Annotated in this window: 29 protein-coding genes; 19 read left to right on the top strand and 10 right to left on the bottom strand. The window is 64.6% G+C overall.

Features of this window, described 5'->3' with window-relative positions; translation table 11 throughout:
* Nucleotides 1-13: 13 nt before the first annotated feature.
* Both AC19YR_RS15155 and AC19YR_RS15150 read right to left on the bottom strand, forming a co-directional pair.
* Complete coding sequence (locus AC19YR_RS15155; protein ID WP_500599072.1) at nt 14-220, bottom strand: hypothetical protein; 207 nt, start codon at nt 218-220, stop codon at nt 14-16.
* The gene (locus AC19YR_RS15150) at nt 217-684 is read right to left on the bottom strand and encodes a hypothetical protein (RefSeq protein WP_095110019.1); all 468 of its coding nucleotides are present in this window, start codon (nt 682-684) and stop codon (nt 217-219) included. Before AC19YR_RS15150 ends, AC19YR_RS15155 begins: the two co-directional genes overlap by 4 nt.
* 392 nt (nt 685-1076) lie before the next feature.
* On the opposite strand from AC19YR_RS15150, the gene AC19YR_RS15145 reads away from it, so the two are divergent.
* The 3 genes from AC19YR_RS15145 to AC19YR_RS15135 all read left to right on the top strand — a co-directional run bounded on the left by AC19YR_RS15145 (nt 1077) and on the right by AC19YR_RS15135 (nt 2164).
* Nucleotides 1077-1325 (top strand): S1 domain-containing protein, encoded by a 249-nt coding sequence (locus AC19YR_RS15145; protein WP_095110020.1) that lies wholly within the window; start codon nt 1077-1079, stop codon nt 1323-1325.
* 153 nt (nt 1326-1478) lie between these two features.
* A complete protein-coding gene (locus AC19YR_RS15140; RefSeq protein ID WP_095110022.1) occupies nt 1479-1709 on the top strand; it encodes a hypothetical protein in 231 nt (76 codons plus the stop codon).
* A gap of 167 nt (nt 1710-1876) precedes the next feature.
* The gene (locus AC19YR_RS15135) at nt 1877-2164 is read left to right on the top strand and encodes a hypothetical protein (protein ID WP_500599070.1); all 288 of its coding nucleotides are present in this window, start codon (nt 1877-1879) and stop codon (nt 2162-2164) included.
* Nucleotides 2165-2168: 4 nt separating this feature from the next.
* On the opposite strand, the gene AC19YR_RS15130 is transcribed toward AC19YR_RS15135, so the two are convergent.
* From AC19YR_RS15130 to AC19YR_RS15120, 3 genes are all read right to left on the bottom strand, one after another.
* Nucleotides 2169-3764, bottom strand: a complete 1596-nt coding sequence (locus AC19YR_RS15130) for a methyl-accepting chemotaxis protein (RefSeq protein WP_500599068.1) — start codon at nt 3762-3764, stop codon at nt 2169-2171.
* 160 nt (nt 3765-3924) lie between these two features.
* Nucleotides 3925-4329, bottom strand: coding sequence for a TraR/DksA family transcriptional regulator (locus AC19YR_RS15125; RefSeq protein WP_500599066.1), 405 nt, complete (start codon nt 4327-4329; stop codon nt 3925-3927).
* Nucleotides 4330-4683: 354 nt separating this feature from the next.
* Nucleotides 4684-4995, bottom strand: coding sequence for a YdcA family protein (locus AC19YR_RS15120; protein WP_095110083.1), 312 nt, complete (start codon nt 4993-4995; stop codon nt 4684-4686).
* 96 nt (nt 4996-5091) lie between these two features.
* Here AC19YR_RS15120 and AC19YR_RS15115 point away from each other — a divergent pair, with 96 nt between their 5' ends.
* Nucleotides 5092-5709, top strand: coding sequence for a winged helix-turn-helix transcriptional regulator (locus tag AC19YR_RS15115; protein ID WP_095110028.1), 618 nt, complete (start codon nt 5092-5094; stop codon nt 5707-5709).
* A gap of 44 nt (nt 5710-5753) precedes the next feature.
* On the opposite strand, the gene AC19YR_RS15110 is transcribed toward AC19YR_RS15115, so the two are convergent.
* The 3 genes from AC19YR_RS15110 to AC19YR_RS15100 form a co-directional block, all read right to left on the bottom strand.
* Entirely contained in the window at nt 5754-5993 is a 240-nt protein-coding gene (locus tag AC19YR_RS15110) for a DUF1652 domain-containing protein (RefSeq protein ID WP_095110030.1), read from the bottom strand.
* Nucleotides 5994-6208: 215 nt separating this feature from the next.
* Nucleotides 6209-7699, bottom strand: coding sequence for a helix-turn-helix transcriptional regulator (locus AC19YR_RS15105; RefSeq protein WP_095110031.1), 1491 nt, complete (start codon nt 7697-7699; stop codon nt 6209-6211).
* 102 nt (nt 7700-7801) lie between these two features.
* A complete protein-coding gene (locus AC19YR_RS15100; protein ID WP_500599064.1) occupies nt 7802-9319 on the bottom strand; it encodes a nucleobase:cation symporter-2 family protein in 1518 nt (505 codons plus the stop codon).
* A gap of 582 nt (nt 9320-9901) precedes the next feature.
* Between AC19YR_RS15100 and AC19YR_RS15095 the strand changes: the two genes are divergently transcribed.
* The 14 genes from AC19YR_RS15095 to AC19YR_RS15030 all read left to right on the top strand — a co-directional run bounded on the left by AC19YR_RS15095 (nt 9902) and on the right by AC19YR_RS15030 (nt 24285).
* Nucleotides 9902-10573, top strand: coding sequence for a GntR family transcriptional regulator (locus AC19YR_RS15095; protein ID WP_095110035.1), 672 nt, complete (start codon nt 9902-9904; stop codon nt 10571-10573).
* Between the two features lie 257 nt (nt 10574-10830).
* Nucleotides 10831-11763, top strand: a complete 933-nt coding sequence (locus AC19YR_RS15090) for a 4-hydroxyproline epimerase (protein WP_500599062.1) — start codon at nt 10831-10833, stop codon at nt 11761-11763.
* Nucleotides 11760-12875 (top strand): NAD(P)/FAD-dependent oxidoreductase, encoded by a 1116-nt coding sequence (locus AC19YR_RS15085; RefSeq protein ID WP_500599060.1) that lies wholly within the window; start codon nt 11760-11762, stop codon nt 12873-12875. Before AC19YR_RS15090 ends, AC19YR_RS15085 begins: the two co-directional genes overlap by 4 nt.
* Complete coding sequence (locus tag AC19YR_RS15080; protein WP_500599059.1) at nt 12868-13104, top strand: (2Fe-2S)-binding protein; 237 nt, start codon at nt 12868-12870, stop codon at nt 13102-13104. Before AC19YR_RS15085 ends, AC19YR_RS15080 begins: the two co-directional genes overlap by 8 nt.
* On the top strand, nt 13101-14357 hold the full coding sequence (locus AC19YR_RS15075) for an FAD-dependent oxidoreductase (protein WP_500599057.1): 1257 nt from the start codon (nt 13101-13103) through the stop codon (nt 14355-14357). The genes AC19YR_RS15080 and AC19YR_RS15075 overlap by 4 nt, the downstream gene beginning before the upstream one ends.
* A 68-nt stretch (nt 14358-14425) precedes the next feature.
* Entirely contained in the window at nt 14426-15175 is a 750-nt protein-coding gene (locus tag AC19YR_RS15070; RefSeq protein ID WP_095110043.1) for an AraC family transcriptional regulator, read from the top strand.
* Between the two features lie 470 nt (nt 15176-15645).
* Nucleotides 15646-16464 (top strand): ABC transporter substrate-binding protein, encoded by an 819-nt coding sequence (locus AC19YR_RS15065; protein ID WP_095110045.1) that lies wholly within the window; start codon nt 15646-15648, stop codon nt 16462-16464.
* A gap of 10 nt (nt 16465-16474) precedes the next feature.
* Nucleotides 16475-18256 carry a cis-3-hydroxy-L-proline dehydratase gene (lhpI, locus tag AC19YR_RS15060; protein WP_500599056.1) on the top strand — a complete coding sequence of 594 codons (1782 nt, stop codon included), beginning with the start codon at nt 16475-16477 and terminating at the stop codon, nt 18254-18256.
* The gene (locus AC19YR_RS15055) at nt 18249-18914 is read left to right on the top strand and encodes an amino acid ABC transporter permease (protein WP_095110048.1); all 666 of its coding nucleotides are present in this window, start codon (nt 18249-18251) and stop codon (nt 18912-18914) included. Before lhpI ends, AC19YR_RS15055 begins: the two co-directional genes overlap by 8 nt.
* Before the next feature lie 10 nt (nt 18915-18924).
* Nucleotides 18925-19575 (top strand): amino acid ABC transporter permease, encoded by a 651-nt coding sequence (locus tag AC19YR_RS15050; RefSeq protein WP_095110049.1) that lies wholly within the window; start codon nt 18925-18927, stop codon nt 19573-19575.
* Nucleotides 19568-20290 (top strand): amino acid ABC transporter ATP-binding protein, encoded by a 723-nt coding sequence (locus AC19YR_RS15045; protein ID WP_095110051.1) that lies wholly within the window; start codon nt 19568-19570, stop codon nt 20288-20290. Before AC19YR_RS15050 ends, AC19YR_RS15045 begins: the two co-directional genes overlap by 8 nt.
* 108 nt (nt 20291-20398) lie before the next feature.
* Nucleotides 20399-21427, top strand: a complete 1029-nt coding sequence (locus tag AC19YR_RS15040; RefSeq protein WP_500599055.1) for a trans-3-hydroxy-L-proline dehydratase — start codon at nt 20399-20401, stop codon at nt 21425-21427.
* A 125-nt stretch (nt 21428-21552) separates the two neighbouring features.
* Entirely contained in the window at nt 21553-22470 is a 918-nt protein-coding gene (locus AC19YR_RS15035; RefSeq protein ID WP_095110055.1) for a dihydrodipicolinate synthase family protein, read from the top strand.
* Nucleotides 22471-22704: 234 nt separating this feature from the next.
* Entirely contained in the window at nt 22705-24285 is a 1581-nt protein-coding gene (locus tag AC19YR_RS15030) for an aldehyde dehydrogenase (NADP(+)) (RefSeq protein WP_500599054.1), read from the top strand.
* A gap of 59 nt (nt 24286-24344) precedes the next feature.
* Here the strand turns inward: AC19YR_RS15030 and AC19YR_RS15025 are convergent, their stop codons facing one another.
* Nucleotides 24345-25352 (bottom strand): Ldh family oxidoreductase, encoded by a 1008-nt coding sequence (locus AC19YR_RS15025; protein ID WP_095110058.1) that lies wholly within the window; start codon nt 25350-25352, stop codon nt 24345-24347.
* Nucleotides 25353-25488: 136 nt separating this feature from the next.
* On the bottom strand, nt 25489-26280 hold the full coding sequence (locus tag AC19YR_RS15020; protein ID WP_256576624.1) for a helix-turn-helix domain-containing protein: 792 nt from the start codon (nt 26278-26280) through the stop codon (nt 25489-25491).
* 121 nt (nt 26281-26401) lie between these two features.
* Here AC19YR_RS15020 and AC19YR_RS15015 point away from each other — a divergent pair, with 121 nt between their 5' ends.
* Nucleotides 26402-26719, top strand: coding sequence for a DUF2834 domain-containing protein (locus tag AC19YR_RS15015; protein WP_095110062.1), 318 nt, complete (start codon nt 26402-26404; stop codon nt 26717-26719).
* Nucleotides 26720-26933: the final 214 nt, after the last annotated feature.

Raw genomic sequence — 26933 nt, 5'->3', positions numbered from 1 at the left:
GATTTTGTAAGGCTCAGTTGCCGGCGCTGGCCTGCAATTGCGCCAGTTCCCGGCGCACCATGTTCGCGTAGGCCGGCGGGCGCAGGCTGTAGAGCTGGGCGGCGACCCAGTTCAGCCATGCAGCCTGCAGGGTGGCCTTTTGCGCGAAGAGTTGCTGCGCCTGGGCCTTGGCGCTGGCCTCATGCTCACGGTGAAAGTCGGCACGCCCAGGGAGTGTCACTCGCTGGCCTTGAAGGTCAGTTCGCCCTTGCGCCATTTGGCGGCTTTGGCCGTGGCGGCCTTGAGGGACTTGGTAAGGCCTTCGCTCAGTTGTTGGTGGGCGGCGAACACCGTCACCACGCTCTGCCCTTCCTTGAACACGATGCCGTGACCGTCGGCGGTGGTAACAAAGGCGTAGTCACCCAGGCCATAAACCGTGAGCTTGATTTCGCGGAACTTGATTTCCAGCTTGCCGCCTTCACGGCTGGGCAACACCGCGGCGCGAAAATGATCGCCGACCTTGAGTTCCAGCCCAGGCTTGTCATCGACTACCAGCGCGGTTTCGGTGTCGAGTTCGGCAATGTAAATGCCTTCGGCGGTTTGTTCGGTGATGTAAACAAAACGTGATTGAAACTGTTTGACCAGTTTTGCGCGTAAATCGCCGAGCACGAACAACGCGTGCATATCCAGATTACTTACTGCCAAGGAGACGTCCCCGAATATAAAAATGACTCCGCCTGCGCGAACGGCAGACAGCACAAAAAAACGACCAGGTCGACAGTGTCACCCTATGGGCTAAGGCTCATCCCCCTGAGAACCGGCCCAGGAAGCCTAACGGAGCGAGGTCGATACTGCGCGCTTAAGCAGTCATCAGGCCTTGTAGGAATTCACCCCTATAGCGTCCAGAAAAAAATGGACTATCGATCCTGGGGAAAAACCGCGACAAAAAAAGCACTTTTCCGGCAGAAGGCATGCAAAAAAATGCCTTAGATAAAAGGCAGCCGCTGCGCAAAGAACGCAATTCTAGAGCAGCGACGCTGACCGAAACCAGCTATTCAACGAATTTACGCCGGTACGAACCGAGAAAAGGACTTCCCATGCACACTTTCCAACCTTGCGCGCAACACCCCCTCACCCGCATCGGCAATCAGGTGCCCAGCGCCAGTACCACAGACTTTTCTGCCCAGCCGGAGCGCGAATATATACCTTTGCTGCGTTATCAAGTGATACCTGCAGGTAAGAATTTTTTCCATATCCAGGAGATATCCACGGGTCGGATACGAGGATTCCGACGTCTTCATCGTGAGGCTTGTGCTCTGGCCCGGCATTTGGAAGAACTTATCTGACGTCTACACAGCCCCGACAGCCCTGTTGTTTTGTCGTCCCCCTGACTTAACTCAGCTACCGCCGGGCAACAACTGCCATACTGCCCCGATTCTTGAGGGGGGCCTGCCAGCCACCCCTCAAAACCCACAATAATTTCCAGGGGAACGCGCTACGTGACGGAATTTGATATCGGTGAGTTTTTCATCCATGGCGAGGCCAGGGAAGTGGAAGGCGAATTCCAGGCAGTGATCGTGATGCGCGCCAAGCCGCCGCTGAAAACCGTGACTTGCCATCAGGTCGAGAAAGATCGCTGGTTCAAGACCGCCGAAGTCGCCGCCGTGGCCGCGCGGGAAGCGGCGCTGTCACTCAAGGCCGCCGTTGACCAGGGTGCGTTGAACGCCTGATACCGAGCGCCGGGCCTTCAGAATGCGCCCGGCAGACCGATACAGCAGGCGAGCCCCCGTTTAAGAGCATCATGATGATTAACTTGAATCCGCCCGCTCGCCTGCCCGAGACCCTCGCCCCTACGGCGCCCGTCTTCCAGGAAGCCGCTGTGCCTCTGAACGCCAGAATGCCCAGCACCTCAGCCCCCAGCTCGGGCAGCACCCTGGAAGCGAAGAAAGAGCGGGTCAAGCAGCTGAAAAAACAGATCGAGCAACTGCAACAGAAGTTGCGCCGCGCCACTGCCCGCGCGGCGGCGGTGAAAAGTGCCCGCTACACCTCGCAAACCGCTCGGATGCAGGCCGTGTCCGCAGGCCAGGCCAAGGTGCTGGCCTTGAGCAGCGCAATCACCCTGGCCACCACGGCCCTGCTCCAGGCTGAAATCAGCCTGATCGGCACCGTAGACACCTCGGCCTGAAGCCTCAGCGCGGCGCCTCGGGTTTGTAGCCCAGGCGCAAGCCGCCCCAATGCCGGCCCTTGAGCATGATCGGCACTGACAGGTCGTGCATCAGTTCGCCAGTATCGCGGGTGTAGGTCTGCAACAGCACAGCCTGCTCATGGCTACCGCAACGGATGCCGGTGCGGTCGGCGAATTTGCGCTTGGTGCGGTTGCCCACCGCGTCCACCTGCTGGTCGCCCGTCAGCGGTTGGCTGAACACCTTGTTGTGGGTCGGCACATAGCCCTGTTGAGTGCAGGCGATGGCAAACACCAGGCCATCGTGGCGCGGCAGCAGCGACTCCTGGATCGGCGGCAGGACCTGATCGGTGTAGCGGTCGAAGCGGGTCTGGTATTTGGTGGGCGACGTGTTGGGAATGGCCTGGTAATGGCGGTCGAACAAATCGTCGAGGCTGATGCGGCCCTGGTCGATGTCCGCCTCGAACTGCTCGGCAATCCGGCTCGCGCCTTCGCGGGCCAGGTCGTAGACACGCTGGTGGTAGTCATCCAAGCCCACTTCCGCCAGGCGTTCGCTGATGGTTTCGGCCTGGCCTTCCATCTGCACCGCCGCCACGGCCAGGTTTTGCGTTTGCTGGTCGCTGATGGCCAGGTCGCTGCGCATCTGCTCCACGGCGTGGAACAGGCTGTCGAGTTGCTCGCGGTTGGTTTGCGCGCCCTTGGCGATGTCGCTGACCTGATCCTCCACCCCCGCCGCAAGGCGCGCGATGTGGTCCAGGGACTGGCCGGTGAGCTCCACCTGCTCCACGCCGGTGTTGAGGTCGGTGGACAACTGGCGGATCTGCTCCACCACTTGGGCCGTGCGCTGCTGGATATCGGCCACCATCACCCCGACCTCATCGGTGGCCGTGGCAGTACGCCCGGCCAAACCGCGCACCTCGTCCGCTACCACGGCAAAGCCGCGCCCGTGTTCGCCGGCCCGTGCCGCCTCGATAGCCGCGTTGAGGGCCAGCAGGTTGGTCTGGTTGGCGATGGACTGGATCACCAGGGTCACCCGCTGGATTTCCTCGCTGCGCACGCTCAGGGCCTCGATCAACTGGCGGCTGTCGCTGGCGCGCTGGCTGAGCAGGTGCATGCGGCTGATGGACTCGGCCAGCACCGCCCGCCCCTGGGCGCTGCTCTGGTGCGCCTCGCTGGCCGCGCTCAGGGCCTGGAGGCTGAGTTGGGAGGTGGTTTTCTCGGTGTCGATCATCACCTCGGCGCTGCCGACGATGCGGTCGGCGGCATCCAGTTGCGACTGCAACTTGCCCGCCAGTTGCTTGACCGCATAGGCCACGCCAGCGGCAGACAGTGCGTTATGGCTGGTGGTGTAAGACAGGTCTCGCGTCAGTGCGGCCATGTTTGTGTCCGCTTGTGGCTCGACGTCCTCGGTGGCCTTGCGCAAGCGCAGGCGCGGCAGCCAGACGATCACTATGGCCAGCGGCAGGCACAGGTAGGCAGGCCAGCCACCCAGGGCCATGGCGGCGAACAACGCAGTGAGGCCCAGGCTTTGCAGGGTCGGCGCCCACCAGCGCGCCGGGGAGCGGGCCTTGGAAGGCTGGACCAGGGATCCATCTCTTGTCATGTCTATTATCCCGCTGCTTTTTATTGTGTCCGGATTAAACGCCACTATCAGGCCATTATCCATGGTCCCTTAGTCGTGGGTTTGCAGCAGATCAATACAAGTGCGTGGCGCGGGATGCAACCGTCGCCCGCGCGGCGGGCAAAGGCTGGCAGAACGGGGATCAGGCTTGACGCTGGTGCTTGTCGATTTGCTCGTGGCGCTCTTGCGCTTCGATGCAGTACTTGGTGGTCGGGCTAATCAGCAGGCGCTTGAGGCCGATCGGCTCGCCGCTGTCGTCGCACCAGCCAAAGGTATCGTCGGCGATCCGGCCCAGGGCCATTTCCAACTGCGGCAGCATGCGCTGGTCGCGGTCGATGACGTTCACCAGCCAGTGACGTTCTTCCTCGACCGACGCCGCGTCAGCCGGGTCGGCCGGGGTGTCCAGGCTTTCAATGGCAATGCGGCTCTGCTCGATACGCTCGTGGGTTTCGACCTTCATGCCCTGCAACAGCTCGGTGAAGAAAGCCAGTTGCTCGGCATTCATGTAGTCATCCGCCGGCATGGCCAGCAACTTATCCTTTGTCATTGATTTCTCTATAAAAAATACGTGCATTAAGGCGAATAAGGGAGCGTTCCGCTCGACCTCTGCAGGCCATCGCAAAGGCGCCATACATTCCAAGCGCCACCCGGCACTCAATTTACGAGGGGCGGCAGTCTAAGGCCGACTTGAGGGCGCAGCAACTGAAATGACAGCGAATGTGTCCTACAACAGCGTTTCAGTGCGCTGGCGCAGGGTTTGGGCGGTCATCGGAGTGCGTTTATAGCAATAAATTCAATGATTCGGGGCGCCAGGCAAGACAAACCGCTATCGCAACCCCCCCCTGCTGGCTTACTTTCAGGCACAAAAAATCGCTTTCACACTGGCCGATACTCTGGGGGCTTACTTACGTTTGTAGCTTTTATTACCCGCAGGTGTCAGGCAGTACACACCGCCTCGCGGCCCGGTGCAGAAGCTGCCCGTGCCACAGGCACAGCCCTCGGCGTCTTGCACCAGAGTGTTGGCCCGGGTCGCGGTACTGCCGCCGTATCGGGCCGAGCAACTTCTTTTTGAAGCACTGATGGAGCCGTCGTTGCACAGAAACAGCTCGCCATCGCAGCGGTCGATACCGCCTTTCTTGCCCGAACATGGCGTGTTGCCGGCCCAGGCATCGGCGCTGATGAGCAACGACAAAGCGACCACAAGTAACGGCATCCAGCCACGGCATTTGAGTGCGCCCACGGTTCAACATCCTTTTTGAGAGATGGCCTAATGATATCAGCGTTTTTTCGCCCCACGGGGGTTTAACCGATGAGCCGCGTGCTCATCATCGACAGCGACACGGCTACGGCCCGGCAACTGGGCGCCGTGCTCCAGAGCCTTGGCCTTGAATGGGATTGGCGCAGCGACCCGCGCGAAGGCCTCGAGTGCGCGGTGGGCGGCCAGTATGCGCTCATCATCCTCGCCCCCTCCCCGGCAGGCCTGGATGCGGCAGCCATGGCCAGCACCCTGCGCGCCCTCGGCGTATTGACGCCGCAGTGGGTGTTGGACAACCCGCCACCAGCGCCTGCGGACTTGCTCGCCGGCGTGCGCCGTTTACTGCAAGCGCGGCCCGCAGGGCCTGGGGAGCGGCTGCGCCTGGCCAACCTGGAACTGGACTTGCGCCAACGCCAGGCCCACCGCGCAGGCCAACTGCTGGCCCTGCAACCTACCGAATACAAAGTATTGGAATGCCTGATGCGCCACAGCGGCACCCTGCTCTCACGCCAGCGAATTTTTGAAACCGTGTGGGGGTATCGCTTCGACCCGGGTACCAACCTGATCGACGTGCATATCGCACGTCTACGCCGCAAGGTCGATAGGCCGGGGCAGATTGCGTTGATCCGCACCGTGCACGGGCGCGGGTACTTAATGGTGGCGCCCGCCTGAGTCGCCTCCGGCTCCTTTTAACCGCAGGCCCAGGCCTGACATGGCTACATCGCCGCGAGGCCGTTGCTTTGCAGCTCGTAGCGCAGTTCTTCGATCAGGGCATCGACGTCCCGGGAGGTCATCAAGCGCTCCAGGCGCAGCCCTGTCACTACCAGGTCCACACGATCACTGTAGGGGTCATAGATACGCACGGTCAGCGACGGTCCCGGATGCACATCGCACTCACAAGCCAGGGGCTCGAAACTGCGGGCCAGGGTTTCACGCAACGCGGCAAGAGCAGTCAATGGCGAACCCTCGGCAGGGGCGCCGTCAACGTCCATTGGCACAGGCCCGCGTGGCGCGGGAGGCAGGTTTGTTGGTACATGGCCTTTCCTTTTATGGCTTCGAATCGACGACGACACCCCCATGGGCGGTGTCGCCAGTCCAAAGATTAGGAAACGCTCACGCCAGGCAACAGCCGAATTTGCACCGCTTGTACTAGTGCATTTGCACCCAGGGCTTATTTGCTGCCACGCCGCTCCCCGGCGAACAGGCCGCGCTCACGGGCCCAGACAATCGCCTCGCTGCGGCTGTGCACGTCGAGTTTGGAGTACACCGTGGCCACGTGATTGCGCACGGTGTTGGGCGCCAGGCCCAGGCGTGCGGCCACTTCTTTATCGGCCAGGCCTTCGCAGATCAAGCGCAGCACATCGCGCTCGCGGGCCGTAAGGTCGGTGAAGGACACACTCGAAGGTGTGGCCGAGCGCACGCTCTTCACGTTGGCGAGTTTTTCGATCAGGGTCTGGCTGAACCACGAGGCGTCCTGCATCACCTCTTCAATGGCGGCCACCAGCTCAAGCTCGGTGCGCTTGCGCTCGGTGATATTCATCAGCACCAGCAAGTAACAGGCGCTGTCGTGGATGCTGACCGTGTCCGCCGACACCACGCAATCGATCAACCCGGCCTGTTTGCTGCGGATCTTCAGGTCATGGCCCTCGACACTGCCGTTTTTTTGCAACTGGGCGAACAGCCGCGAGCAGGCTTGCTGGTCGTCGATCACACCTATTTCGTCCACGGTTTTACCCAGCAACTCCTGCGCGCTGTAACCGGTAATGGTGAGGAAGGCTTCGTTGACGTCCAGCAGGCACTGGTCCTCGGCGCGGCACACCAGGGTCGGCACGGGCGTGAGGCGAAACGACTTGGCAAAGCGCTCCTCGCTTTGGCGCAATGCCAGTTCGGCGCGGCGCCGCGGCTCCAGGTCCATAAAGGAAAACAGCATGCAGTCCTGGCCGTTCAAATCCAGCGGCTGGCCCGCGACGATCACCAGTTTGCTGCTGCCATCGGGCAGGCGCAGTTCGGCCTGCATCTGCGGGATGGTCGCGCCCCGGCTCAGGCGTTCGACGGCCAGGTCCTTGTCGTCGGCGCCTTCAAGCACATCCAGTTCGTACACCGAGCAGCCGATCACCTGGTCGCGGCCGTAGCCGGTCATCTCCACAAAGCCCTGGTTGACCTTGAGGTAGCGCAAGTCGCTGAGGCGGCAGATCACCGCCGGCGCGGGGTTGGCGTTGAAGGTTTTCTCGAAACGCTGCTCGGCGCCGGCCCACTCGGTGGCGTCGCTGAGGATCAGCACCAAAGACTCCGGCTCGCCGCTGCGATCGGTGAGGATCATGCTGCGGATGCGATGCACCCACGTGCGCTCGGGCGTGGCGCGGCGCACCACTTCCACCAACAGGTCGCTGAACACTTCGCCCTTGGCGACGCGGCTGATGGGGTAGTTGTCGACGGACAGAGGGTGGTTGTTGCGATAGCGCAGGGCGAAATGCCGGGCGTACTCGCGGGCATTGGCACCCAACTCGCTGACCTGGCTGACGCCGTGCATGGCCAGCGCAGCGTCATTGGCCCAGAGGATGCTCTGGTCGGTTTCCATCAGGATCACGCCGTCCGACAGGCCGGAAATGATCTGTTGCAACTGGCGGCGCGTGGTTTCGGTGGCTAGAACGTCCCGGCTCATGGCATCTCCTCAAAGTGCATGAAGAGTACGACCGCGGGCGGTGGCGATCGTGCGCCTGACGTTTGTAGCAAGCGGGCGAGCCCGCTTGCTACAACAACGGCATCAGGCGCTGCTGGTTTGCGCGTTGCTGGCCTTGGGGCTGCGCAGCGGCTCGGCGGTTTCTTCTACCAGGGAAATCTCGTTGCCTTCGGCATCGTGCAGCTTGCCGCCCTTGAAGTAGTCGCCCTCGCGCAGCGCCGCGATGTCCTGGAAGCACAGGCTGCGCTCGGTGCCGGCGACGAACACCGACTGCTGGTCGGAGTTGCCGGCCTTGAAGTGGTTGAAGGTCAGGTTCAGGACGATGGCCATGATCGCCGAGGAACTGATGCCGGAATGAAAAATGGTCGCAAACCAGCTCGGGAAGTGGTCGTAGAAGTTCGGCGCGGCGATGGGGATCATGCCAAAGCCAATGGAGGTGGCGACGATAATCAGGTTCATGTTGTTACGGTAATCGACCTTGGACAGGCTGCGGATACCGCTGGCCGCCACGGTGCCGAACAGCACGATTCCGGCGCCGCCCAGTACCGAGGTGGGCACTGCGGCAATCACCCGGCCCATCACCGGCAACAGGCCGAGGATCACCAGGATCAAGCCACCGGTGGCCACCACATAGCGGCTCTTGACCCCGGTCACCGCCACCAGGCCCACGTTCTGGGCGAACGCGCTCTGGGTGAACGACCCGAACACCGGGGCGAACATGCTCGACAGCATGTCGGCGCGCAGGCCATTGCCCAGGCGCTTGGAATCGACCTTGGTGTTGATGATTTCACCCACAGCCAGGATATCGGCGCTGGTTTCCACCAGCGTCACCATGACCACGATGCACATGGACAGGATGGCCGCCACATGGAACGTGGGCATGCCGAAGTGGAACGGCGTGGGGAAACCAAACATCGGGCCCTGGGTGACGGTGGAGAAATCCGCCATGCCCAGCGCCACGGCAATCAGGGTGCCGATGACCATCGCCAGCAGGATCGACAGGCGGGAAATGGTGGCGCTGCCGATTTTGCTCAAGAACAGCACCAGCACCAGGGTGATGGCCGCCAGGCCGATGTTGGCCATGCTGCCGAAGTTTTCGGCGCGGCTGTTGCCGCCCATGGCCCAGCGTGCCGCCACGGGCATCAGCGTCAGGCCGATGGTGGTGATGACAATGCCGGTGACCAGGGGCGGAAAGAACTTGGTGATCCGCGAAAACACCGGGGTTATCAAGAGCCCGATCAACGACGCGACAATCACCGCCCCCAGGATCGCCTGGATACCGCCACCGCCATCGCTGCCGACAATCGCCACCATGGTCGCCACGCCGGCAAAGGACACGCCCTGCACCAGCGGCAACTGGCAACCGAAAAACGGCAGGCCCAGGGTTTGCAACAGCGTCGCCAAGCCGCCGGCGAACAGCGACGCGGCGATCAGCAGGCCGATGTCCGCCGGCGAAAGCCCGGCCGCCTGGCCGACGATCAGTGGCACGGCCACGATCCCCCCGTACATGGTCAACACGTGTTGCAGGCCATAGGCCATGTTGGCGCCCACGCCCAAGTTCTCGTCTTCGGGCCGCTGCGGTGAAACAGGAGGGGTATTCATGGTGTGAGGGTTCTCTCTGTTTTTTGTTATGGCGCCACTGTATGCAACATTCAGAACAACTGTCTATAGAGTTGTATACAATTTGTCGCGCCATCGCCTTGACCCTGGCACCCAACCTGTGATCCAGAGCCTGCGACCACCGATCCGCCAACGGATCTCGTGCCGGTCGAAACCGACCAGCGGTCAGCCTGTGCAAACCCCTTGCCAGCCTACGCCTGGGAGGAAGCGGGCCAGCCTGCGCGGGGGTGCGCAGCAGCTTTAAAACAGGGGTTAGCCGCAAGCCGAATGGCGGCCGCTACGCAGCCGGGCGCGGGCGATCCCGCTTGCTACAGGAAGACATGTACGCAATTTCCGAAGGCTTTGTTTCTGATTAAACACACGCGCAGGCCCACTCTTAATGAAGGTTGCGCCCAACCCTAGTGCACAATCGCGCCTCCCGCCCGCCATCGGGCAATCCGCGGGTGATCGGCGACGGATCGGCACTCTATTAATGAAAGGCGACGGGGACGTGTCGTTGCGGGAGGCTACGCAGAGGAGAAATTCGTATACCATATCCGCACCTCACTTCGAACGATCGCCACCGTGACCCTACCTAAACTCAACGCGCCGGACCTGGGCAACACGCCTTCGACTTCGGAAATCATCACCCGGCACCTGCGCGACGCCATCGTCGCCGGGCATTTCGACGAGGACGAGCCGATCCGCCAGGACGACATCGCCCGCCAGTTCAATGTCAGCAAAATCCCCGTGCGCGAAGCCCTCAAACGCCTGGAGGCCGAAGGCCTGGTGATCTTCCAGCGCAACCGCGGGGCGATGGTCACGCGTATTTCCGAGCCGGAACTGGCGCAGATGTTCGAGGTGCGCATGCTGCTCGAAGACAAGGTGCTGCGCCTGGCCATCCCCAACATGACCGAAGAAACCTTTACCCGCGCCGAAAGCATCTGCCAGGAATTCATCGGCGAAAACGACGTGGGCCGCTGGGCCGAACTGAACTGGGAACTGCACGCCTGCCTCTACGAACCGGCGCAGCGGCCGTTTCTGGTGAGCCTGATCCGCTCGGTCAACGACAAGCTGGAGCGCTACCTGCGCATGCAAATGAGCCTCTCGGCGGGCAAGGAGCGGGCCGACCACGAACACCGCGACATCCTCGACGCCTGCCGCGCCAAGGACGTGGAACGCGCCGTGGCCCTGCTGGACGAACACATCGCCGGCGTCTGCGCCACCCTGCTCGAACACTTGCCCCGGGCCAACTGAAACACGCCTGCCATAGGCCGCCATCGCGAGCAGGGCTCGCTCCCACAGTTGAACTGTGGTGTGGGTGAGATTTTCATTTTTCCTCGGTGGGAGCGAGCCCCTGCTCGCGATAGAGCCTGAGGCGCGGTCGGCAGGCACGCCGCCACGCCCCATCACTGTGCTGATTTCGTCATCCGCCGCCACTAAATCCATCAAGCCGCCGCCCCCCGGCGCAGGCCACTCTGCAAGCCACTTACCTGAACGGACGTGGCCCCTTGATGAAACGCATCTCTGTGATCGACTCCCACACCGGCGGCGAGCCGACGCGCCTGGTGATCGACGGTTTTCCTGACCTGGGCAATGGCAGCATGGCCGAACGCCGCCAGTTGCTGAGCCAGCAGCACGACGCCTGGCGCGCCGCGTGCGTGCTCGAACCCCGGGGCAGCGATGTGCTGGTGGGCGCGCTGTTGTGCGCCCCGGTAGACCCCACGGCCTGTGCCGGAGTGATTTTTTTTAACAACACCGGCTACCTGGGCATGTGCGGCCACGGCACCATCGGCCTGGTGGCTTCCCTGGCCCATTTGGGCAAGATCGGCCCAGGCGTGCACCGCATCGAAACCCCGGTGGGCACGGTGGAGGCCACCCTGCACGGCGACCACTCGGTCAGCGTGCGTAACGTACCGGCTTATCGCTACCGCCAGGCCTTGGCCCTGGACGTGCCCGGCATCGGCGCCGTAGTCGGCGACGTGGCCTGGGGCGGCAACTGGTTCTTCCTGATAAGCGACCATGGGCTGGAGGTCAACGGGGGCAACCTCGACGCCCTCACCGCCTACACCTACGCCGTGCAGCAAGCCCTGGAGGCCCAGGGCATCCGTGGCGAAGACGGCGGTTTGATTGACCACATCGAGCTGTTCGCCGCCGATCCCCACGCCGACAGCCGCAACTTCGTCCTCTGCCCGGGCAAGGCCTACGACCGCTCGCCCTGCGGCACCGGCACCAGTGCCAAACTGGCGTGCCTGGCCGCCGACGGCAAGCTGCAAGCGGGGCAGATCTGGCGCCAGGCCAGTGTGATCGGCAGCGAGTTTGAAGGCTCCTTCGAGGTGGCCGGCGAGCGCATCGTGCCGACCATCCGCGGCCGCGCCTACATCAGCGCCGAAGCCACCCTGCTGATCGACCAGGACGACCCGTTCGCCTGGGGCATCCGCCTATGAGTCCGGGCGCCGTGGCCGACGTCATCGTTATCGGCGCCGGCATCATTGGCGCCGCCTGCGCCCAGGGCCTGGCCCGGCGCGGCTTGCGTGTGCTGGTGCTGGACGCCGGCCTGCCCGGCGCCACCGCCGCCGGCATGGGCCACTTGCTGGTGCTGGACGACAACCCCGCCGAACTGGCCCTGAGCCAATACTCGTTGCGGCGCTGGCGCCACATCGCCCAGGACCTGCCCCAGGGCTGCGCCTACCGCAGCAACGGCACCCTGTGGCTGGCGGCCAACGCCGAAGAAATGGCCGTGGCCCACAGCAAACACCTGAACCTGCGCGACCACGGCGAAGCCTGCGAGTTGATCGGCCGCGCCGAACTGCGCAAGCGCGAGCCGGCCCTGCGCGAAGGCCTGGAGGGCGGGTTGTTGATCCACGGTGACGGCATCCTTTACGCCCCGGCCACCGCCCAGTGGATGCTCGACGAAGCCAACATCCGCCAGCGCCAGGCGCGGGTGGTGGAAGTGGACGGCAACCGCGTGCGCCTGGCCGACGGCACCTGGCTCGGCGCCGAGGCCGTGGTGCTGGCCAATGGCATTGCCGCCAACGCGCTGTGCCCGGAACTGCCCATCGAACCGAAAAAAGGCCACCTGCTGATTACCGACCGCTACCCCGGCACCGTCACCCACACCCTGGTGGAACTGGGCTACGTCACCAGCGCCCACAACGCCAGCGGGCCGTCCACCGCGTGCAACATCCAGCCGCGCCCCACCGGGCAACTGTTCATCGGCGCCTCGCGGCAGTTCGGCACCACCGACCCGCAAGTCGAAGGCTGGATGCTGGCCAAGATGCTCAAGCGCGCCACCGAGTACATGCCGGGCCTGGCCGACCTCAACGCCATCCGCGCCTGGACCGGGTTTCGCGCCGCCAGCCCCGACGGCATGCCCCTGGTGGGCCACCACCCGCACCGCCCCGGCCTGTGGCTGGCGGTGGGCCATGAAGGCCTGGGCGTGACCACCGCCCCCGGCACCGCTGACCTGCTGGTGGCACAGCTGTTCAATGAGCCGCCGCCGCTGCCCCCGCACGCTTATTCGCCACAACGCTTTCTCGGAGAACCGCCCCATGCCTGACTTGACCCTCGACGGCCGTGCCCTGCACGTGGCCGCCGGCACCAGCGTGGCGGCGGCCCTGGCCCTGGGCGGCGACGGCAGCAGCCGCACTTCGGTCAGCGGCCGGCGCCGCGCACCGCTGTGCGGCATGGGCGTGTGCCAGGAATGCCGCGTCACCATCGACGGCCAGCGCCGCTTGGCTTGCCAGACCCTGTGCCGTGACGGCATGCACGTGGAGACCCGGCCATGAACGCATTCGCCGACCTGCTGATTATCGGCGCCGGCCCCGCCGGCATGGCCGCCGCCCTCGCCGCCGCCCCCAGTGGTGCGCGCATCGTGGTGCTGGACGACAACCCATTGCCCGGCGGGCAAATCTGGCGCGACGGCCCCCAGGCCAGCCTGCCCGCCCAGGCCCGCGCGATGCGCGAGCGCATGGCCGCGTGCGCCAACATCCGCCACTGCCCGGCCACCCGGGTGATCGCCAGCGCCGGGGCCAAGGCTCTGCTGGTGGAAGACCCGGAGCGCGGTTGGACCCTGGCCTACGACAAATTGATCCTGTGCACCGGCGCCCGCGAACTGCTGCTGCCCTTCCCCGGCTGGACCCTGCCCGGGGTGACCGGCGCCGGCGGCCTGCAAGCGCTTATCAAGGGCGGCGTGCCAGTGCATGGCGAACGCCTGGTGATCGCCGGCAGCGGCCCGTTGCTGCTGGCCAGCGCCGCCACCGCGCGGCACAACGGCGCCCAGGTGCTGCGCATCGCCGAGCAGGCCTCACGAGGCGCCGTGGCCGGGTTCGCCGCGCAGTTGCCGCGCTGGCCGCGCAAATGGCTGCAATCGTTCGCCCTGTTCGACCGCCATTACCGCACCGCCAGCCACGTGGTCGCGGTGCTGGGCAGCCACCGCGTCGAAGGCGTGCGCCTGCACCAGCAGGGCAAAATCGTCGAAATCGAATGCGAGCGCCTCGCCTGCGGTTTTGGCCTGATCCCCAATACCCAGCTCGGCCAGGCCCTGGGCTATGCCCTCGACGGCCAGGCCCTGGCGGTGGACGCCTGGCAAGCGGCGAGCCTGGCCGACCATTACGCGGCCGGGGAATGCACCGGGTTCGGCGGCAGTGAACTGGCCCTGGTGGAAGGCCGCATCGCCGGGCTTGCGGCGGTGGGCGAGCAGGACGCGGCGCGGCGCCTGTGGCCGACCCGCGCCCGTTGGCAGGGCTTTGCCCGCGCCTTGCACCACGCCTTCGCCCTCGACCCGGCACTCAAGACCCTGGCCGCCGACGACACCCTGGTGTGCCGCTGCGAAGACGTGCCCTATGCCGCCCTCGCCCAGCACCGCCAATGGCGCGAGGCGAAACTGGCCACCCGCTGCGGCATGGGCGCGTGTCAGGGCCGGGTGTGCGGCGGTGCCACGGCGCACCTGTTCGGCTGGCAGGCCCCGGCGCCACGGCCACCGTTCAGCCCGGCGCGCATCCAAACCCTGCTGAGCCTCGACGACCAGCCGCCGGCATGAAACCAAGGCTTTGCGCGGCACCGGCGAGTCACTATGATCCGGCAGGTCCCCATCAGGCCTGCCACGCCATGTACGTCTCGCTCAACAGCCTCACGCCGTGCGACCTGCCCAGCCTGCTGCGCAGCTTGCAACCCATCGCGCCGCTGCTCGACACCCTCACGGACGTGGTGTTCTTCATCAAGGACGACCAGGCGCGCTATGCCTTCGTCAACCAAACCCTGGCCCGGCGCTGCGGCTTCAAACACCGCCATGAACTGCTGGGGCGCACCGCCGAAAGCGTCTTCCCCGAACGCTTCGGCCCGCTCTACACCGAGCAGGACCGCCGCGTGCTGGCCAGCGGCCGGGAACTGGCCGATCAACTGGAGCTGCACTTGTACTTCGGCAACCAACCGGTGTGGTGCCTGACCCACAAACTGGCCCTGCGCGACGAACAGGGGCGCATCGTCGGCCTGGCCGGGATCTCCCGCGACCTGCAATTGCCCCAGTCCAGCCACCCGGCGTTCCCCAAACTGGCGGCGGTGGACGCCCACATCCGCCAGCATTTCGCCCGCCCCGTGAGCCTGGCCGAACTGACTGCCCTGGCCGGGCTCTCGGTGGCGCAACTGGAGCGCCACTGCAAGCGGATCTTCCAGCTCACGCCCCGGCAGATGATCCACAAGGCGCGCCTGGAAGAAGCTTCGCGCCTGCTGCTGGAACACGAGCTGCCCATCACCGACATCGCCCTGCGCTGCGGCTACACCGACCACAGCGCCTTCAGCCGCCAGTTCCGCGCCCTCACTGGGCTATCGCCGAGCCAGTACCGCGAGAGCCATCGCTGACACTGCGGGGCTTGCCCGCAATGGGGCCCATACCGCCGACAGATCGTCACTGCCCAGAAGGCCGCCATCGCGAGCAAGGCTCGCGCCCACGAAAGTGGCCCCCAAAGCCCCACACACAACCCTGTGGGAGCGAGCCGGCTCGCGACGCGGCCGACATAGCCGTGCCAGAAATACCGCCGCCCAGGCCAGCCCACTTGCACAGAAGATCACGCACAGGCCCATGCCCCAGGTGTTCCTTTAAAGCGCGCCACAGTGGGGCGATGCTCCCTTATGTAACACCCGGTTTTACCCTACGCCCCACCCGCCTCCATTCCGCGCTTTGTAGCGCAGCCTTGTAGGACATACGCCATAAGGCCCAGTTAAAAATTACCGGCAAATATCAGAAACAGGCACGCGGATTGCTAAATAAATATCGTATACGAAATTCCCAATACGATAGCCAACAGCACCTTCCCCACCACGAGGCCTCTATGAAAAACCCCGCATTTGCCGTAGCCCTCAGCGCTGTTCTCAGTTCTTCCTTTATGGCCACCGCCCACGCCGACAAACTCGATGACATCATCGGTTCCGGCAAGCTGCGCTGTGCCGTGACCCTGGACTTCCCGCCCATGGGTTTTCGTGACGAGGCCAACAAACCCGCCGGTTTCGACGTGGACTACTGCAACGACCTGGCCAAGGTGCTGGGAGTGGACGCCGAGATCGTCGAGACGCCGTTCCCTGACCGCATCCCGGCGTTGGTGTCCGGCCGCGCCGATGTGATCGTCGCCTCCACCTCCGACACCCTGGAGCGGGCCAAGACCGTGGGCCTGACCGTGCCTTACTTCGCCTTCCAGATGGTGGTGCTGACCCGCGACAACACGGGCATCAACAGCTTCGCCGACATCAAGGGCAAACCCTTGGGCAACACCAGCGGCACCTATGAAGCCATCGCCCTGGAAAAAGACGTGAAGTCATGGGGCACCGGCAGTTTCCGCGCCTATCAGTCGCAGAACGACACCCTGCTGGCCGTGGCCCAAGGCCATATCGACGCCACCGTGGTCACCAACACCGTGGCCGCCGCCACCATCAAGTCGGGCAAGTACAAGGGCCTGAAAGTGGCCGGCAACGCGCCGTATGTGGTCGATTACGTGTCCCTGGGCGCCAAGCGCAACGAGTACGGCCTGCTCAACTACCTCAACCTGTTCGTCAACCAGCAAGTGCGCACCGGGCGCTACAACGAGTTGTTCGTCAAATGGGTCGGCACCGAGATCGCCCCCGCCGACCTGACCGTGCCGAAGGTTTACTACTGAGGTGTCGGCCATGCCTGGCAAACCCACTTCCCTGACCGGGCGTAGCCTGGTCGCGGGCGCCGCCCAAGGCGCCCTGCTGTTTGCCGATGTAGGCTTGAGTTTCTGGGGCGGTGTCAATTCGGCGAGCGGCGAGGTGATTGACCGTCACCACCCGCTCAGCGGCGCGCACCTGGCTGGCCGCGTGCTGGCCATCCCCAGCGGCCGCGGCTCCTGCACCGGCAGCAGTGTGATGATGGAACTCATCAGCAACGGCCACGCACCGGCAGCCCTGGTGCTGGCCGAGCCCGATGAGATCCTGACCCTGGGTGTGCTCGTGGCGCAGACCATTTTCCAGCGTTCCCTGCCGGTGCTATGCATCGGCCGGGAGGCGTTCGCCGCCTTGCGCGGCCACGCCTTTGCGCGGGTCGATGGCACGGCGCTGACGCTGTACGAGCAGCTCCCGGCCGAACCTTGGCAGGGTTCAGCGCCACTCACTGACACCACCCCGGGCGACACCGCCCTGGCCCTTACCAGCCTGGACCGCAGCCTGCTGGCGGGCGAGCACGGCAAAGCCGCGCAAGTGGCGATGCAGATCGTCTTGCGCATGGCCGCGCTGCAAGGCGCCACCGCCCTGGTGGACATCACCCAGGCCCATATCGACGGCTGCATCTACACCGGCCCGGCGAGCCTGCGGTTTGCCGAGCAACTGGTGCAATGGGGCGCGAAGGTGCGGGTGCCGACCACCCTCAATTCCATCTCCGTAGACCAGCGCCGCTGGCGGGAACTGGGCATCGACCCGGCCCTGGGCGTACCGGCCAGTGCGTTGGGCGATGCCTACATGGCGATGGGCGCGAGCCTGAGTTTCACCTGCGCGCCGTATTTACTCGACAGCGCGCCCAAGGCCGGCGAACAGATCGTCTGGGCCGAATCCAATGCGGTGGTGTACGCCAACAGCGTGCTCGGCGCGCGCACCCTCAAGTACCCGGACTACCTCGACATCTGCATCGCCCTCACCGGCCGCGCGCCGCTGATCGGCTGCCATCTGGAGGCCCGGCGCAAAGCCCAGTTGCTCATCGAGTTACCCCAGTTGGGCACCCTGGACGATGCCTTTTACCCGCTACTGGGCTACCACGTCGGCGCCCTTGCCGGCTCGCGCATTCCCCTGGTGCTGGGCCTGGCCGCCGCCCAGCCGTCGCTGGATGACCTCAAGGCCTTCGGCGCGGCGTTCGCCACCACCTCGGCGGCGCCGTTGTTCCATATCGCCGGGGTCACCCCCGAAGCCCTCGACCCGGCCGCCGTGCTGGACGCCGACCAACCCCTGGCGGTGGAACGCATTGCCCTCAAGGACCTGCTGCTCAGTTGGCGCGAACTCAACAGCGCCCGCGACAGCCAGGTGGATGTGGTGTCGTTGGGCAACCCGCACTTTTCCCTGAGCGAGTTCGCGGCCCTGGCGCGCCTGTGTAGCGGCCGCCGCTGCCACCCGGATGTGGTGCTGGCGATCACCTGCGGGCGCGCCGTGCTGGAGCAGGCCCGCGCCGCCGGGCACATCGCCGTGCTCGAAGGCTTTGGCGTGACCCTGGTCACCGACACGTGCTGGTGCATGCTCGGCGAGCCGGTGATTCCACCCGCCGCGCGCACGTTGATGACCAACTCGGGCAAGTACGCCCACTACGCCCCTGGCCTGGCCGGGCGCACGGTGCATTTCGCCAGCCTGGGCGAGTGCGTCGACGCGGCCTGCACGGCCCGGGCCAGCGGTCACCTGCCTGCCTGGCTGCAACCTGCCGCCCCTTTGGAGAGCCCCGCGCATGTTTGACTACACCTTCCAATGGCGCTCGGCCCTGCGTGCCCTGCCGGACATGCTGGCCGGTGCCTGGGTCACCTTCGAGACCGCCGCGCTGTCGATGATCTTCGGCGTGCTCATCGCCCTGGCCCTGACGGTCATGCGCGAAGCCCGCCACCCACTGTTGCGCGGCATCGGCAACGGCTGGGTGTCGATTGCCCGCAACACGCCATCGTTGTTCCAGATCTACGTGCTGTATTTCGGCCTGGGTTCGTTGGGCCTGCACGTCAGTTCCTGGGTGGCCCTGCTGGCCGGTATCACCTTCAACAACGCCGGCTACCTGGCGGAAAACTTCCGTGGCGGCCTCAAGGCCGTACCCGGCACGCAGATCCGCGCCGCACGGTCGTTGGGCATGAGCGCGTTCCAGACCTACCGGATGATCGTCGTGCCGCAATTGCTGCGCATCGTCTTCTACCCGCTGACCAACCAAATGGTCTGGGCGGTGCTGATGACGTCGCTGGGGGTGATCGTGGGCCTGAACAACGACCTCACCGGCGTGACCCAGGACTACAACGTCAAGACGTTCCGCACCTTTGAATACTTCGCCCTCGCCGCGGTGCTGTATTACCTGATTGCCAAGTTGATCGTAGCGGTAGCCCGGCTGATGGCCTGGCGGCTGTTCCGTTACTGAGGACGCGCCTATGTTTTCCACCAGTTTTTCCTGGAATGACCTGCTGTTTTTGCTGGATGGCGCCTGGGTGACCCTGCAACTGACGTTCTGGGCGATCCTGCTCGGCTCGTTTGCCGGGTTGCTGTTTGGCCTGCTGCGCGCCCTGCTGCCCCGGGCCAGCCTGCCGCTGGCGTGGGTGCTGGACGTGTTCCGTAGCGTGCCGTTGCTGATCCAGTTCGTGCTGTTCAACTCGTTCAAGAGCATCGTGGGCCTGAACATCAGCGCCTTCAGCGTCGGCTGCATTGTGCTGGGGGTGTACGCCGCCGCGTACTTCACCGAAATCGTGCGCAGCGGCGTGCTCTCGGTACCGCCCACCGTGCGCCGGGCCAGCCGTTCCCTGGGCTTGAGCTATATGCAGGACCTGCGCTGGATCGTGCTGCCGATGGCTTCGCGCGTGGCCTTCCCCGGGTGGCTGAACCTGGTACTCAGCGTGATGAAAGACACCGCGCTGGTGATGTGGATCGGCATCGTCGAACTGCTGCGCGCCTCGCAAACCATCGTCACCCGCATTCAGGAACCCCTGCTGGTGCTGTGCATCGCGGGCCTTATCTACTACGTCATGAGCCTGGTGGTCGCTCGCCTGGGCGCTCGTCTGGAAAGAAGGTGGCAAGAAAATGATTGAGATCGACAACGTCTACAAATCCTTCGGCGACCTGGAAGTGGTCAAGGGTGTCAGCCTGACCGTGAACAAAGGTGAAGTGGTGTCGATCATCGGCGGCTCCGGCTCCGGCAAATCCACCCTGCTGATGTGCATCAACGGCCTGGAGCCGATCCAAAAAGGCAGCATCCGCGTCGACGGCATCGAGGTGCACAGCAAGGCCACGGACCTCAACCGCTTGCGCCAGAAGATCGGCATCGTGTTCCAGCAGTGGAACGCCTTCCCCCACCTGACGGTGATGGAGAACGTGATGCTGGCGCCGCGCAAGGTGCTGGGCAAAACCAAGCAAGAGGCCGAGGAACTGGCGGTCAAGCAACTGACCCACGTGGGCCTGGGCGACAAGCTCAAGACCTTTCCCGGCAAGCTGTCCGGCGGCCAACAGCAACGCATGGCGATTGCCCGTGCCTTGGCCATGTCGCCGGACTACATGCTGTTCGATGAGGCCACCTCGGCCCTCGACCCGCAACTGGTGGGCGAGGTGCTGGACACCATGCGCATGCTCGCCGAGGACGGCATGACCATGGTGCTGGTGACCCACGAAATCCGCTTCGCCCGCGACGTGTCCGACCGCGTGGCGTTCTTTCGCAATGGCCTGGTGCACGAAATCGGCTCGCCGGACCAGGTCATCGGCAACCCGACGCAGCCGGAGACGGCGGCGTTTCTCAAGTCGGTGAAATAGCCGCGGGCGCCCTCGCGGGCAAGCCCGCTCCCACAGATTTTTGGATCCTTGTGGGAGCGGGCCTGCCAGCAATAGCCCCCCCACCAACAACCAAGGAGCAAGCAGCCAATGCGCTCATCCAGAGTGGTACACGTGGTCAGCTGTCACGCCGAAGGGGAAGTCGGCGATGTGATTGTCGGCGGCATCGCGCCGCCGCCGGGGGCGACAGTGTGGGAGCAGTCGCGCTGGATCGCCCAGGACCAGACCCTGCGCAACTTCATGCTCAACGAACCGCGCGGCGGGGTGTTCCGCCACGTCAACCTGCTGGTGCCGGCCAAAGACCCACGGGCGCAGATGGCGTGGATCATCATGGAACCGGCCGACACCCCGCCCATGTCTGGTTCCAATTCACTGTGCGTGGCCACCGTGCTGCTGGACAGCGGCATCCTGCCCATGACCGAGCCGCAGACGCGCCTGGTGCTCGAAGCCCCCGGCGGGCTGATCGAAGCCGTGGCCGAGTGCCGAGACGGCAAGGTGCAGCGGGTGGAGATCAAAAACGTGCCGTCCTTCGCTGACCGCCTCGACGCCTGGATCGAGGTCGAGGGCCTGGGCTCACTCCAGGTGGACACGGCCTACGGCGGCGACAGTTTCGTGATTGCCAACGCCCAAAGCCTGGGCTTCACCATTGCCCCGGACGAAGCGGCAGACCTGGTGGCCACGGGGCTGAAAATCACCCGCGCCGCCAACGAGCAATTGGGCTTCGTGCACCCGCTCAACCCCGAGTGGTCGCATATTTCCTTCTGCCAACTCGCCGCGCCCATCGTCCACGAAAACGGCATCGCCACCGGCCGCAACGCGGTGGTGATCCAACCCGGCAAGATCGACCGCTCCCCCACCGGCACCGGGTGTTCGGCGCGCATGGCGGTGATGCACGCCAAGGGCCAGATGCGGGTGGGTGAGCGTTTTATCGGCCGTTCGATCCTCGATTCCGAGTTCCATTGCCGCATCGATTCGGTCACCGAAGTGGCCGGGCGCGCGGCGATCTACCCGTGTATTGCCGGGCGGGCGTGGATCACCGGCACTCACCAATTGCTGCTCGACCCTGACGACCCCTGGCCCCAGGGCTACCGACTGTCGGACACCTGGCCCGGCGCCTGAGCGTTAAACCACTGTTTTTTATGAACAAATAAGCGACGCAAAAAATAACCCGAAAAAAGTCTTGGCCTAAGTTCAACGCATCAAATATCGTATACGAAATACAAAATAAACAACCGGAGGCAAGTATGAGCAAGCGCGTAACCTGGAGTGGCGTGTTCCCCGCGGTGACCACTCAATTCAATGACGACTTCTCCATCAACCTGGAGAAAACCCACCAAGTGATCTCCAACGTGATCCGCGATGGCGTGTCGGGCCTGGTGGTGTGCGGTTCGGTGGGCGAGAACACCTCCCTGACCGCCGAAGAAAAAATCGCTGTGACCGAAGTCGCGGTCGATGCCTCCCGCGGCCGGGTGCCGGTGATCTGCGGCGTGGCCGAGTTCACCAGCGTGGCGGCGGCGAAAACCGCCAACGCGGTGCGCAAGGCCGGGGTCGATGGGGTGATGCTGATGCCGGCGCTGGTCTACGGTTCCAAGCCATTCGAGACCGCCGAGCACTACCGCTACGTGGCAAAAAACGCCGACGTACCGCTGATGGTCTACAACAACCCACCGATCTACAAAAACGACGTGACCCCGGACATCCTGATTTCCCTGTCCGACTGCGACAACGTGGTGTGCTTCAAGGATTCGTCCGGCGACACCCGCCGCTTCATCGACATCCGCAATGAAGTGGGCGACCGCTTCGTGCTGTTCGCCGGCCTCGACGACGTGGTCCTGGAAAGCATGGCAGTGGGCGCCGAGGGCTGGGTTTCGGGCATGTCCAACGTGTTCCCCAAAGAAGGCGAAACCATCTTCCGCCTGGCCAAGGCCGGGCGTTTCGCCGAAGCCATGCCGATCTACGAATGGCTGATGCCGATCCTGCACCTCGATGCCCGCGCCGACCTGGTGCAGTGCATCAAGCTGTGCGAAGCCATCGCCGGGCGCGGCAGCGCGCTGACCCGCCCGCCACGCCTGGCCCTGCCCAAAGAAGACCGTGAATACGTCGAGCAGATCATGGCCAAGGCCCTGGCCAACCGCCCGCACCTGCCGGACGTCGGTCTCTGAGTGATTCCCGGGCGGGCGCCGAGGCGAGGTATGAAAAAGCCGCGCAAACTGCCCGCGCGGGGAACTCCCTCGCCTAAGAAAAACGGCAAACCACTGCCCCTCTCTGTGGCAGCGGGCTTACCCGCGATGAGGGCATCACCTTCAACATCATTGTTGGCGGATGTTCTGTCATCGCGGGCAAGCCCTCTCTTACAAGAGGCGGCGCAACCTCCATCTTCTCCAGAGGAAGTGTTCATGCCCCAGATCCTCGGCCACAACTACATCGGCGGCGCCCGCAGCGCCGCGGGTACCGTCACCCTGCACAGCCACGACGCCAGCACCGGCCAGGCCCTGCCCTACAGCTTCGTGCAAGCCACCGCCGCCGAAGTGGACGCCGCCGCCCAGGCTGCGGCCGCAGCCTACCCCGCGTTTCGCAACCTGCCCGCCAGCCGCCGGGCGCAGTTCCTCGACGCCATCGCCGCACAACTCGATGCCCTGGATGACGACTTCGTCGCCCTGGTCACCCGGGAAACCGCGCTGCCCAGCGCCCGTATCCAAGGCGAGCGCGGCCGCACCAGTGGGCAGATGCGCCTCTTCGCCCAGGTGCTGCGCCGCGGTGATTTCTACGGCGCGCGCATCGACTGCGCCCTGCCCGAGCGCCAACCCCTGCCCCGCGCCGACCTGCGCCAGTACCGCATCGGCGTGGGCCCGGTGGCCGTGTTCGGCGCCAGCAACTTCCCCTTGGCGTTCTCCACCGCGGGTGGTGATACCGCTGCCGCGCTGGCGGCCGGTTGCCCGGTGGTGTTCAAGGCCCACAGCGGCCACATGGCCACTGCCGAGCGCGTGGCCGATGCGATCCTGCGCGCCGCCGAGCAAACCGGCATGCCCAAGGGTGTGTTCAACATGATTTACGGAGCCGGCGTGGGCGAAACCCTGGTCAAGCACCCGGCCATCCAGGCCGTGGGTTTTACCGGCTCGCTCAAGGGCGGCCGTGCCCTGTGCGACATGGCCGCCGCCCGGCCGCAACCGATCCCGGTGTTCGCCGAGATGAGCAGCATCAACCCGGTGCTGGTGCTGCCCGAGGCGCTACAGGTGCGCGGCGAACAGATCGCCCGCGAACTGGTGGCGTCGGTGGTCCAGGGCTGCGGCCAGTTCTGCACCAACCCGGGGCTGGTGATCGGCCTGCGCTCGCCCCAGTTCAGCGCATTCACTGCCCAACTCAGCCGCCTGATGGCCGCCCAACCGGGGCAAACCATGCTCAACGCCGGCACCCGCGCCAGCTATGAAAAAGGCGTGCGGGCGTTACTCGAACACCCCGGCATCCGTCACCTGGCGGGCCAGGAACACAGCAGCAATCAGGCGCAACCGCAATTGTTCCAGGCCGACTTCAGCCTGCTGCTTGAGGGCGATCCGCTGTTGCAGGAAGAAGTCTTCGGCCCGACCACGATAGTGGTGGAAGTGGCGGACAGCGCCGAACTGCACGCCGCCCTCGCCAGCCTGCACGGCCAACTCACCGCCACCCTGATCGGCGAACCCCACGACCTGGAAACCTACGCCGGCCTGCTGGTGTTGCTGGAGCAAAAGGTCGGCCGGGTGCTGTTCAACGGTTACCCGACCGGCGTGCAAGTGTGCGACGCCATGGTCCACGGCGGCCCGTACCCCGCCACCTCCGACGCCCGCGGCACATCGGTCGGCACCCTGGCCATCGACCGCTTCCTGCGCCCGGTGTGCTACCAGAACTGCCCGGACAGCCTGCTGCCCCAAGCCCTGCAAAACGCCAATCCGTTGGGGATTGAGCGGTTGGTTGACGGGGTCAGTGGGCGACACGCGTTGTAGCCGTCCCTGCGGCCTCTGTGGGAGCAAGCGCTGCTCGCTCCCACAGAGGCAGCCCTGGCTCAGGCCAGCAAGGCCTTGAGGTCGTTGTACAACGCCTGCGGGATCTGCACTCCCTCTACCTCGCTGCGCAGCCGCGCCTCATAGCGCCGTTGCGACGGCAAGCGCGCGCCCTGCCCCTGAATGCTCTCGAACACCCCCTCGGCCCGGGCCAGGTGCTGCTCGGCGGCGTCCCCCAAAAAGCGCTTGGGGTCCAGGGCAATCAACAGCTCGCCATGATAAGGCGAGGATTTGCTGCCCGCGTCATAAGCCAGGGACTCGGCGCTGGTCAGGTCACCGATCAAGGGCCCGGCGATCAACTCCACCATCGCCGCCAGGGCCGAGCCCTTGTGCCCGCCGAAGGTCAGCATCGCGCCGTGGTCGAGCACTACGTTAGGGTCGGTGCTCGGCTGGCCCTGGGCGTCTACGCCCCAGCCTTCGGGGATGGCTTTGCCGGCGCGACGGTGCAGCTCAATGTCGCCCCGGGCAATGGCGCTGGTGGCGAAATCAAAGACAAAGGGGTTCTTGCCGGCGCGCGGCCAACCGAAAGCGATGGGGTTGGTGCCAAATACCGGTTGGCTGCCGCCCGCCGGTGCCACCCAGGCGTGGCTGGGGGTGAAGGCCAGGGCCACGAGGCCCGCATCGGTCAACTGCTCGATCTCCACCCACAATGCGGAAAAGTGCACACAGCGGTTGATCGCCAGAGCCGCAATGCCAGTGGCCCGGGTTTTCTCCTTGAGCAGCGGCAACCCAGCCTTGAACGCCAATTGGGAAAACCCACCCGCCGCATCGACCCGCACGATCGACGGTGCCTGGTCGACGACTTGCGGCTCGGCGTTGGCCGCCACCTTACCCGCGCGTAGGGAATTGACGCAGCCCAGCACGCGGTACAAGCCATGGGAGGCGCAACCATCACGCTCCCCGGCGACCACCGTGTCCGTCACTGCCTGGGCCTGGGCGGCACTGAAACCGTTATGTAACAGGATCGATTCGGCCAGCTCGCGGGCCTCGATCAGGGTCAATCGGATCATAAATCAACTCCTTGGACAGACCGTCCAGCCTGCCCCATGCCAGGAGGCGCGGCTTGATCGCTTTAGCCCCTTGGGATGACGAACTCGGCACAGCCCAACGGATGTACAAAACCGACCAGCCCGCTTGCTACACGCCTCACGCAGCACAGGCCGCTGTCATGGTTTGCCAAGTGGCCTCGTCGGCGGGAATCAGGTGTTCGATACGTAAGGAGGCGACCGTGATGTCCTGGGGCATGCCGAACGTGGTGAAGGTCGAGAGGAAACGCAGCTCGCCTTGGAGTGAACGCAAGCGCGTGAGCAGCAACGGGCTGATCGCGCCATCGGCCATCGCAGCCATGTCACCGGGCGTCGGCAACGTCGCCAACAGGCTGGCCAACCCGGCGTCTTGCAACGCCTCGCGGGAGGCGCGCTGCCAAGCTACCGCGCGGATTTCCTCGGGGTTGACCAGGTAATCCCCCAGCCCCCCGGGCGCCAGCAGCGTGTGCAGCAGGTTAAAGCCGCCCCCGGCCGAATCCACCGGCAACCCCATCAAAGCAAACAGCGCCGCGGTCGCCGTATTGGCGGCCAGCACCTGCCAGCCACTGTCGATGACAATCGCCGGCGCCGGGTTGTTAGCCTTGAGCACATGACCAATGGCACTGCGCACCAGCGCCATCGACGGGTCACTCAGGGGCAACGCCGCATAACGCGGCGCATGGCCAGCCGCCAGAAACCCTGCATTACGCTCCGCCAGCGGCGTATCCAGGGCTGTGAACAGCGCATGCAGCGTCGCCGGCGCGGGACGGGCGCGGCCGGTTTCTATGCAGCTCAAATAGCGCTGGGAAATGCCTGATTGCAGGGCCAACGCCGACTGACTCAACCCTGCCCGTCGGCGCAACTCGCGCAACTGCATACCCACCGCCACAACCCGGGCAGACGACACATTCATGATTTTTTTCATCGCGCGACTTTGGCAGTTACATAGCAGGGTGTCTATGACCTGACCGGTCATAGAAGCAGCGGCTCATGCAGCCTAGGCTGGACGGCGAAACCACTCGAAGGAAGACGCCATGACAAAACCCTACCCCGCTCTGATCGCACTGCTGGGCTTCAGCGCCTACACCCTGTTTACCCTGCTGCACGCCAAGCAATCCCTATGGCAATTCGGCCTGCAACTAATGTCGAGCCTCGACACGGCGCAAGTGGTCATCGACCTGTATCTGATGGCCACCCTGGCCTGCGTATGGATGGTGGGCGATGCACAGAGCAAGGGGAAAAAACTGAGGTCAGTGCTGCCGTACATCCTGCTGACGGCTGTGTTCGTCAGTGTCGGACCGTTGCTTTACATCGTGGTCAAGGGCTTCCGAGCGCCGGAGCAACAAACCTGAGAGTCTTCAACAGGACAGGCAATTATCACAGCCTGTCCCCATCGATGCTCCCCGCCCCGAAACCTTGTTCTCCAGACCTTATAAACTCCCGCGTCACTTCCTACCGTTTCCAGACACTCAATGCCCCCATCAACTACCCCAAGCTGAAAAACGCCTTGGGCATCTCTAGCCGTAGCCTGGTGCACCATTGGAGCAAAGCAGGGACACCGGGAAG

The organism is Pseudomonas sp. MF08817 (assembly GCF_059862705.1).
Note: the sequence above shows the minus strand (reverse complement) of the source record. Positions and strands in the feature narration are given on the sequence as shown.

Excerpts from the sequence above, each read along its gene's own strand:
- AC19YR_RS15145 (WP_095110020.1), top strand. The coding sequence starts at position 1,077 with ATGCACACTTTCCAACCTTGCGCGCAACACCCCCTCACCCGCATCGGC.
- AC19YR_RS15135 (WP_500599070.1), top strand. The coding sequence starts at position 1,877 with ATGCCCAGCACCTCAGCCCCCAGCTCGGGCAGCACCCTGGAAGCGAAG.
- AC19YR_RS15130 (WP_500599068.1), bottom strand. The coding sequence starts at position 3,764 with ATGACAAGAGATGGATCCCTGGTCCAGCCTTCCAAGGCCCGCTCCCCG.
- AC19YR_RS15125 (WP_500599066.1), bottom strand. The coding sequence starts at position 4,329 with ATGACAAAGGATAAGTTGCTGGCCATGCCGGCGGATGACTACATGAAT.
- AC19YR_RS15120 (WP_095110083.1), bottom strand. The coding sequence starts at position 4,995 with ATGCCGTTACTTGTGGTCGCTTTGTCGTTGCTCATCAGCGCCGATGCC.
- AC19YR_RS15115 (WP_095110028.1), top strand. The coding sequence starts at position 5,092 with ATGAGCCGCGTGCTCATCATCGACAGCGACACGGCTACGGCCCGGCAA.
- AC19YR_RS15105 (WP_095110031.1), bottom strand. The coding sequence starts at position 7,699 with ATGAGCCGGGACGTTCTAGCCACCGAAACCACGCGCCGCCAGTTGCAA.
- AC19YR_RS15100 (WP_500599064.1), bottom strand. The coding sequence starts at position 9,319 with ATGAATACCCCTCCTGTTTCACCGCAGCGGCCCGAAGACGAGAACTTG.
- AC19YR_RS15090 (WP_500599062.1), top strand. The coding sequence starts at position 10,831 with ATGAAACGCATCTCTGTGATCGACTCCCACACCGGCGGCGAGCCGACG.
- AC19YR_RS15085 (WP_500599060.1), top strand. The coding sequence starts at position 11,760 with ATGAGTCCGGGCGCCGTGGCCGACGTCATCGTTATCGGCGCCGGCATC.
- AC19YR_RS15080 (WP_500599059.1), top strand. The coding sequence starts at position 12,868 with ATGCCTGACTTGACCCTCGACGGCCGTGCCCTGCACGTGGCCGCCGGC.
- AC19YR_RS15075 (WP_500599057.1), top strand. The coding sequence starts at position 13,101 with ATGAACGCATTCGCCGACCTGCTGATTATCGGCGCCGGCCCCGCCGGC.
- AC19YR_RS15070 (WP_095110043.1), top strand. The coding sequence starts at position 14,426 with ATGTACGTCTCGCTCAACAGCCTCACGCCGTGCGACCTGCCCAGCCTG.
- AC19YR_RS15065 (WP_095110045.1), top strand. The coding sequence starts at position 15,646 with ATGAAAAACCCCGCATTTGCCGTAGCCCTCAGCGCTGTTCTCAGTTCT.
- lhpI (WP_500599056.1), top strand. The coding sequence starts at position 16,475 with ATGCCTGGCAAACCCACTTCCCTGACCGGGCGTAGCCTGGTCGCGGGC.
- AC19YR_RS15055 (WP_095110048.1), top strand. The coding sequence starts at position 18,249 with ATGTTTGACTACACCTTCCAATGGCGCTCGGCCCTGCGTGCCCTGCCG.
- AC19YR_RS15050 (WP_095110049.1), top strand. The coding sequence starts at position 18,925 with ATGTTTTCCACCAGTTTTTCCTGGAATGACCTGCTGTTTTTGCTGGAT.
- AC19YR_RS15045 (WP_095110051.1), top strand. The coding sequence starts at position 19,568 with ATGATTGAGATCGACAACGTCTACAAATCCTTCGGCGACCTGGAAGTG.
- AC19YR_RS15040 (WP_500599055.1), top strand. The coding sequence starts at position 20,399 with ATGCGCTCATCCAGAGTGGTACACGTGGTCAGCTGTCACGCCGAAGGG.
- AC19YR_RS15035 (WP_095110055.1), top strand. The coding sequence starts at position 21,553 with ATGAGCAAGCGCGTAACCTGGAGTGGCGTGTTCCCCGCGGTGACCACT.
- AC19YR_RS15030 (WP_500599054.1), top strand. The coding sequence starts at position 22,705 with ATGCCCCAGATCCTCGGCCACAACTACATCGGCGGCGCCCGCAGCGCC.
- AC19YR_RS15025 (WP_095110058.1), bottom strand. The coding sequence starts at position 25,352 with ATGATCCGATTGACCCTGATCGAGGCCCGCGAGCTGGCCGAATCGATC.
- AC19YR_RS15020 (WP_256576624.1), bottom strand. The coding sequence starts at position 26,280 with ATGAATGTGTCGTCTGCCCGGGTTGTGGCGGTGGGTATGCAGTTGCGC.
- AC19YR_RS15015 (WP_095110062.1), top strand. The coding sequence starts at position 26,402 with ATGACAAAACCCTACCCCGCTCTGATCGCACTGCTGGGCTTCAGCGCC.